This is a genomic window from Streptomyces sp. NPDC054863 (assembly GCF_053610825.1).
Genome location: NZ_JBSGZD010000370.1, coordinates 1 through 6983 on the forward strand (window position 1 = coordinate 1; position 6983 = coordinate 6983).

6 protein-coding genes are annotated in these 6983 nt (G+C 73.0%); 3 read left to right on the forward strand and 3 right to left on the reverse strand.

Annotation, left to right across the window (positions count from 1 at the left end; all coding sequences use genetic code 11):
- Positions 1 to 171: 171 nt before the first annotated feature.
- From ACWGIG_RS35375 to ACWGIG_RS35385, 3 genes are all read right to left on the reverse strand, one after another.
- Complete coding sequence (locus ACWGIG_RS35375; protein ID WP_453325803.1) at positions 172 to 819, reverse strand: hypothetical protein; 648 nt, start codon at positions 817 to 819, stop codon at positions 172 to 174.
- A 121-nt stretch (positions 820 to 940) separates the two neighbouring features.
- Positions 941 to 1669 (reverse strand): GntR family transcriptional regulator, encoded by a 729-nt coding sequence (locus tag ACWGIG_RS35380; protein ID WP_453325804.1) that lies wholly within the window; start codon positions 1667 to 1669, stop codon positions 941 to 943.
- A 101-nt stretch (positions 1670 to 1770) separates the two neighbouring features.
- Positions 1771 to 3132 carry an aminotransferase class III-fold pyridoxal phosphate-dependent enzyme gene (locus ACWGIG_RS35385; protein WP_453325805.1) on the reverse strand — a complete coding sequence of 454 codons (1362 nt, stop codon included), beginning with the start codon at positions 3130 to 3132 and terminating at the stop codon, positions 1771 to 1773.
- 269 nt (positions 3133 to 3401) lie between these two features.
- On the opposite strand from ACWGIG_RS35385, the gene ACWGIG_RS35390 reads away from it, so the two are divergent.
- The 3 genes from ACWGIG_RS35390 (at position 3402) to ACWGIG_RS35400 (ending at position 6685) form a co-directional block, all read left to right on the forward strand.
- Positions 3402 to 3998 (forward strand): DJ-1/PfpI family protein, encoded by a 597-nt coding sequence (locus tag ACWGIG_RS35390; protein ID WP_453325806.1) that lies wholly within the window; start codon positions 3402 to 3404, stop codon positions 3996 to 3998.
- Complete coding sequence (locus ACWGIG_RS35395) at positions 3995 to 4465, forward strand: MarR family winged helix-turn-helix transcriptional regulator (RefSeq protein ID WP_453325807.1); 471 nt, start codon at positions 3995 to 3997, stop codon at positions 4463 to 4465. The genes ACWGIG_RS35390 and ACWGIG_RS35395 overlap by 4 nt, the downstream gene beginning before the upstream one ends.
- Before the next feature lie 87 nt (positions 4466 to 4552).
- The gene (locus ACWGIG_RS35400) at positions 4553 to 6685 is read left to right on the forward strand and encodes a protein kinase domain-containing protein (RefSeq protein ID WP_453325808.1); all 2133 of its coding nucleotides are present in this window, start codon (positions 4553 to 4555) and stop codon (positions 6683 to 6685) included.
- The last annotated feature ends 298 nt before the right edge of the window (positions 6686 to 6983 follow it).

The window sequence follows — 6983 nt, forward strand, 5'->3', positions numbered from 1 at the left end:
GCCCAAGGAGGCTCGGGGGCTCGGGGTCGGGGGCGGAGGGGCGGCCCCGCTGCCCAAGGAGGCTCGGGGTCGGGGGCGGAGGGGCGGCCCCGCTGCCCAAGGAGGCTCGGGGTCGGGGGGCGAGGGGCCCCGCTGTCCAAGGGGCGAGGGGCCGGCGGCTCGTACAGGGGGTCAGCTGAAGACGATCATGGAGCCCTGGCCGAGGCTTCGGGTGGCCGCCGCGTGCAACCCCAACCACACATGACGCTCGCGGGCGAACGGCGACGGGTCGGCAAGAGCGGGAGCCGGCTCCTCCAGCGCCGTGGGCCCGTTCGGCGGAATCGGCGGAGCCGGCGGGTTCCCCGGGTCGATGCCGATCGACGGCGCGACGTACTCCAGTTCACGGAGCAGTCCCTGGGCGGAGCCCAACGGGCCTCCCCCGGCCAGGAGTTCCTCGCTGGAGAGCGGGAACGCGAAGTCCACGGGGACGTACGCCCCCGCATGGTCGAAGTGCCAGACGAGGTGCGACCGCAGCGCCGTGTCCTCGAAGATTTCGAGCAACTGCTCGTAGTCTCCGCCCAGTTCACCGACCGGCGTCACCGCCAGGCCGCTCACCTGGAGCAGGTACGCCCGCCGCAGGAAGTGCAGCGCGTCGTAGTCGAAGCCCGCGACCGGGGCGACGTCGCCGGACAGGCCCGGCATGTAGGGGAAGATCGGGACCGTCGGCAGACCGGCATCGGTGAGTGCCTTGTCGTACGCCGCGATCTCTTCGGCGAAGGGGTTGTCGGGGCTCTGGCACAGTACGTCGACAAGGGGCACCAGCCACAGGTCACAGGCCAAGGGGGCTCCTCCACGGTCCGAGGCGTCTACAGCGAGGCGTCTACAAAAGGGCGTTCGGCCCCCTGGTCGGCGACCGTCCAGGCAGCGTAATGCCATGTGCACGCGGCGCGAAGACCGCCGGTCAGACCTCGTGCCCGGAACCGGCGGAAGCGGCAGCGGCCGAGGCGGCCGAAGCCGCAGCCGTCAGCCGGTCCGCCCAGGCCAGCGCCGCCACGTCGTGCGCGGCCAGCACCTCGTACACCGCCTCCTCGTCGCAGCGCGCGAGCGCCGTGACGACCTGCTCGTGACCGCTCCACAGGCAGCCGGAGCCGCTCAGGTCGCGTTCCGCGCGCAGGTGCGGGACGGAGAACACCCAGCAGCGGACGCGCAGTTGGTGCAGGAAGGCCGCTATGTGCGGGTTGCCGACCATCGCGGCGAGCTCCTGCCAGAACCGCAGGTCGTACCCGATGAGGACGTCCAGGTCCCCCGCCCTGGCGGCCCGCGAAGCCTCCTCCGCCCGGCGCCGCATCACCGCGAGCCGGTCGGGCGCCAGGTCGCCCGCGGCCACCGCGAGCCGGTGGTGGATGCCGTCGACGACGAGCCCGCGCGCCTCGACCATGCCGCGGAACTCGGCCACGGAGTACTCGCGGACCTTGAATCCCTTGTGCTGGTCGGATTCGAGCAGCCCCTGTGCCGCGAGGTCGACGAGCGCCTCGCGCACGGGCGTCGCGGACACTTCGTACTGTTCGGCGATCTGCCGGACCGTGAACTCCCGGCCCGGCTCCAGACGCCCGGCGAGGACCTCGTCGCGCAGTGCGTCGGTGAGCTGCTGCCGCAGCGTGCTGCGGTTCACCGTCCGGCCAGCGGGCATCGTGCTCCCCCTTCGTCCGCTCCGGACACCCTATGGGGCGCCCGGAGCGGTACAAGGGGTGGGTTACCCGGCGTATCACCACGCCGGGGTCGACGCGTGCGCTACACCGCGTACTCGTCCGCCACCGTCAGTGCCTCGTCCAGCGCCGCCAGGCCCTCCTTGGCCTCGGCCTCGGTGACGTTGCACGGCGGCACGACGTGCGTGCGGTTCATGTTGATGAAGGGCCACAGGCCGTTCTTCTTGCACGCGGCGCCGAAGGCGGCCATCGGGGCGGCGTCCGCACCGGTCGCGTTGTACGGGACCAGCGGCTCGCGACTCTCGCGGTTCCTGACCAGCTCCAGCGCCCAGAACATGCCCGTGCCCCGGATGTCGCCGATGCTCGGGTGGCGCTCGGCGAGGTCGCGCAGCCCGGGCTCGATGACGGTGGCGCCGATGTGGGCGGCGTTCTCGACGACCTTCTCGTCCTCCATCACCTTGATGGTGGCGACGGCGGCTGCGCAGGCGAGCGGGTGGCCGGAATAGGTGAGCCCGCCCGGGAAGGCGCGCTTCTCGAAGGTCTCCGCGATCGCCGCCGAGATCGCGACGCCGCCGAGCGGCACGTAACCCGAGTTGACGCCCTTCGCGAAGGTCAGCAGGTCCGGTACGACGTCGTGGTGCTCGGCCGCGAACCACTTGCCGGTACGCCCGAAGCCCGCCATGACCTCGTCCAGCACGAAGACGATCCCGTACCGGTCGCAGATCTCGCGCACGCCCTTGAGGTAGCCGGCGGGCGGCGTCATGATCCCGGCCGTGCCCGGCACGGTTTCGAGCACGATCGCCGCGACGGCGTTCGGCCCCTCGAAGGCGATCGTGTCCTGAAGGTGCTGGAGGGCGCGCGCGCACTCCTCCTCCTCGGTCGACGCGTAGAACGCGGACCGGTAGAGGAACGGCGCCCAGAAGTGGACGGTCCCCGAGGACCCGTTGTCGGAGGCCCAGCGGCGCGGGTCGCCGGTGAGGTTGATCGCCGTGTTCGTCGCACCGTGGTACGAGCGGTAGGCGGCCAGCACCTTGTGGCGGCCGGTGTGCAGGCGGGCCATGCGGACGGCGTTCTCGATCGCCTCGGCGCCGCCGTTGGTGAAGAAGATCTTGTCGAGGTCGCCGGGGGTGTGGGAGGCGATGAGGCGTGCGGCCTCGGAGCGTGCCTCGACGGCGAAGGCGGGCGCGAAGGTGGTCATCGTGGCGGCCTGCTCCTGGATCGCCGCGACGACCTTGGGGTGCTGGTAGCCGATGTTGGTGAAGACGAGGCCGCTGGTGAAGTCGAGGTAGCGGTTGCCCTCGTAGTCCCAGAAGTACGAACCCTCCGCACCGGCGACGGCCAAGGGGTCGATCAGGCCCTGGGCGGACCAGGAGTGGAACACGTGTGCCCGGTCGGCAGCCTTGACGGCTGCGCCCTTGGCCGGGTCGGGGGTGAAGTGAGGGGTCATGGCGCCAGGGTAAATACCCACAGGTGGGAGGCACCATGACCATCCTGTACGGGTTGGGGCGCGGGGATCGGCAGGGTGTCGACCCCCTTGGACCCCGGCCCCCGGGCCGGCCCGGGACGGCCCGGACCCCTCGGGGCGAGTGATTGCGTGCGGGTGCGTCGTGGCTGGTCGCGCAGTTCTCGCGCCCCTGAATGCCCGGCCCCCCTCTTGACAGAATGCTGTCATCTTGACAGGATTCTGCCATCGAGCCGAGTTCCGAGGAGACGCCCATGTCCCGCAAGACCGTGCACCTCGCCGTCTACGACGCCTACGCCGACTGGGAGTCCGGTCACGCCACCGCCGAACTCACCGACCACGGCCACACCGTCAAGACCGTCGCCCTCGACGCCACCCGCCCCATCACCACCAAGGGCGGCCTGCGCGTCCTCCCCGACCTCGCCCTCGCGGACGTACGCCCCGAGGACAGCGCGATCCTCATTCTCACCGGCGGCGAACTCTGGGACTCCGGCGACGAGTTGGCTCCCTTCGCGGCCACCGCCCGCACCTTCCTCGCCGCCGGCGTACCGGTCGCCGCGATCTGCGGCGCGACCGCCGGGCTCGCACGGGAGGGGCTCCTGGACGACCGCCCACACACCAGCAACGTCTCCTTCTACCTGGACGCCACCGGCTACCGCGGTGCGAAGCACTACGTCGACACCGACGCCCTCACCGACGGCGACCTGATCACCGCGAACAGCACCCAGCCGGAGGCCTTCGCCCGCGAGATCCTGCGCCGCCTCGACGTCTTCCCGCCGGAGAAGCTCGACGCCTGGTACCGCCTGTTCCACGACTCCGACCCCACCGCCTACGAGGTGCTCACCGCATGACCGATTCAGCCGAGCCGCCCGTCCAGCAGCTCCTCTCCCGCACCGCCCTCGGCGTCTTCCACCTCAACGGGCAGTTCATCGCGGTCTCCGACGCGATGGCCCGCGAGGTGGGCCTGACCGCCTCCTGGTGGCAGGTCCTGGGCGCCGTCAACCGCACGCCCGCGCCCGTCGCATCGATCGCCCGCACCATGGGCATCACCCGGCAGAGCGTGCAGCGGATCGCGGACCTGCTGGTCGGAAAGGGCCTCGCGGAGTACGCCGAAAACCCCGCGCACCGCCGCGCGAAGCTCCTCCGGGCCACCCCCGCGGGCAGCGACGCGGTACGCCGGCTCGACCCCGCCCACGCGGCGCTGGCCGCCGCGCTCCGGGCCGAGCTCGGCGAGGAGGGCTTCACGGAAACGGCCCGCGTGCTCGAACGGCTGTCCGTCGCCATGGACGCGGTCACACCGACGGTGACCGAACGGTAGCGAGCAGCGGACCCGATTGTCGTACGGCGGCACTATCCTCGGCCCATCGGCGGCACATCGGGGGAGGGTGGCGCAGCAGCCATGGCCATGGAGAAACTGGGGCCCTCGGACCCCCAACGCATCGGCGCGTACCGCCTGTTGGCGCGCCTCGGCGCAGGCGGGATGGGCCAGGTCTTCCTGGCCCGCTCGGACCGCGGCCGGACCGTCGCGGTGAAGCTCGTACGTCGCGAACTCGCCGAGCAGGAGGAGTTCCGCTCGCGCTTCCGCCAGGAGGTGCAGGCGGCACGCCGGGTCGGCGGCAGGTGGACGGCGCCGGTCCTCGACGCGGACACGGAGGCCGAGGTCCCCTGGGTCGCCACGGGCTACGTCGCGGGACCCACCCTCCAGCAGGTCGTCTCCGGCGGCCACGGCCCGCTCCCCGAACGCTCGGTCCTCGTCCTGGCCGCCGGTCTCGCCCGCGCCCTGAAGGACATCCACACGGCGGGCCTGATCCACCGCGACCTCAAGCCCTCCAACGTCCTGGTGACCATCGACGGCCCGCGCGTCATCGACTTCGGCATCGCCCGCGCCCTCGAAACCGTCACCGACAGCGGCCTGACCCGCACCGGCGCGCTGGTCGGCTCCCCCGGCTTCATGGCTCCGGAACAGATCCGCGGCGACCGGGTCACCGCCGCATGCGACGTCTTCTGCCTCGGCTCGGTCCTGTCGTACGCAGCCACCGGCCGCCTCCCCTTCGGTACGTCCCACAGCGGCGTGCACGCGCTGATGTTCCGCATCGCGCAGGAGCCGCCGGACCTCACGGACGTACCGGAATCCCTGCACGACCTGATCCGCGACTGCCTCCAGAAGCCGCCCGCCGCGCGCCCCACCCTCCCCCAGATCCTGGCCCGGACGGGCCCGGCCACCACCCCGGGCGACCCGTGGCTGCCGGCCGCGCTGGTCGCTCAACTGGGCATCCACGCGGTGCAGTTGCTCGATCTGGAGAACCCGACGACGTCGCTGCCGGTGGGCGGCCCGGCGCCGACGGCCGGCGACCCGCAGGCAGCGGTCGACGGGCCCGTCCTGCTGAGCAAGGCAGAGGCTCCGGGAGCAGCCGAACCCGCCGACGAGCCGGGCCTGCGCGACGGCCCGAGCGGTTCCGGCGGTTCCGGTGGTTCCGGTGGCTCCGGCGGGTCCGGTGGCTCCGGCGGCTCCGGCGGTTCCGGTGTTGCCCACACCCCGCCCGTTCCCGGCACTCCCGGGGGTGGAGGTGGGGGTGGCATGCATGCGCTGCCCACCGCCGTTGTCGGGCCCCGGTCGGGCGCGCCGGGCAGCACCGGTAGCCCCGACGGGCCGCCCGCTCCCGGTACGCCGCGCGGGCCCGGGGCGCTGCCGCCCCAGGTGTCAGGACCGTCGCCGCTGCCCGCGCTGCCGCCCGCCGCTCCCGGACCGTACGGATACCCCCATCCGCAGGCACAGTACGGGAGTTACGGCTATCCCCAAGGGCCGCACCAGGGGCCGTACCAGGCGCCGCACCAGGGGCCCGCCGCTCCCGATCCGTACGGTTACCACACCCCGCCTGGCAGCTACGGCTATCCGTACCAGGGCGGTGCGCCCGGCGCCGGGACCGGCCCGGGGTCCTCGCCCGAGCCGCCGCCCCGCAGCAGCCGTTCCACACTCGCGCTGATCGCCGTGGCGCTCGTCGTCGCGCTCGGCGCGGGCGGTTCGGTCTACGCGTTCATGCAGGGCGGTGACGGGGACAAGCAGTCCGCCGGGGCCGGGGCCACCAGCAACCAGCCCTCCACACAGGGCTCCGCGTCCCCGTCCGACGAGCCGACCACCCCCGACTCCCCCTCCGATCCGGGCAGTGGCGGAACCCCTGCCGCGTCCGGCGCCGTACCGGGCGGATTCCTCGGCACCTGGCAGGGCACCGTGGGCGGGGACGCCGGTACGAGCACCCGCGGTCTCACCCTCCGCCAGGGCGAGACCGGCGAAACCGTCATGTCGCTCACGGCCGACGGTCCGACGGGGAACGGGAGTTACCACTGCCTCTTCGAGGCGGAACTGACCTCCGCGACCCCGCCGGACGGGCCGATCCACCTGGGCCCGTCGCGCGTCGTCCTCGGCCCCGCGGCGACGTGCACGCCGGGGCGGGAATCGGAGCTGGTGCTGCTGCCGGACGGGCGGTTGCGGCGGACCACGGCGGACAACAAGTCGGTGACGTACACGAAGTCGGAATGAGGTCCGGCGGCTGTCCACCACTCCCCCTGGCCCTGGCCCTCGCCCCTGACCCCCAGCCCCCTTGGACAGCGGGACCACCCCTCCACACCCGACCCCCAGCCTCCTTGGGCAGCGGGGCCGCCCCTCCGCCCCCGACCCCGAGCCGCCTTGGGCAGCGGGGCCGCCCCCCGGGGGCGGGACGGGTGGGCAAGGGGGCGGCCCCCCCACGCGGAGCTGCGCCCCTCGCTCCGGCACACGCACCGGTGCGGGCCGGTGGGCCGCTTCGCGGGATGGCCCCTCCCCGCCCCTCCACCTAAAC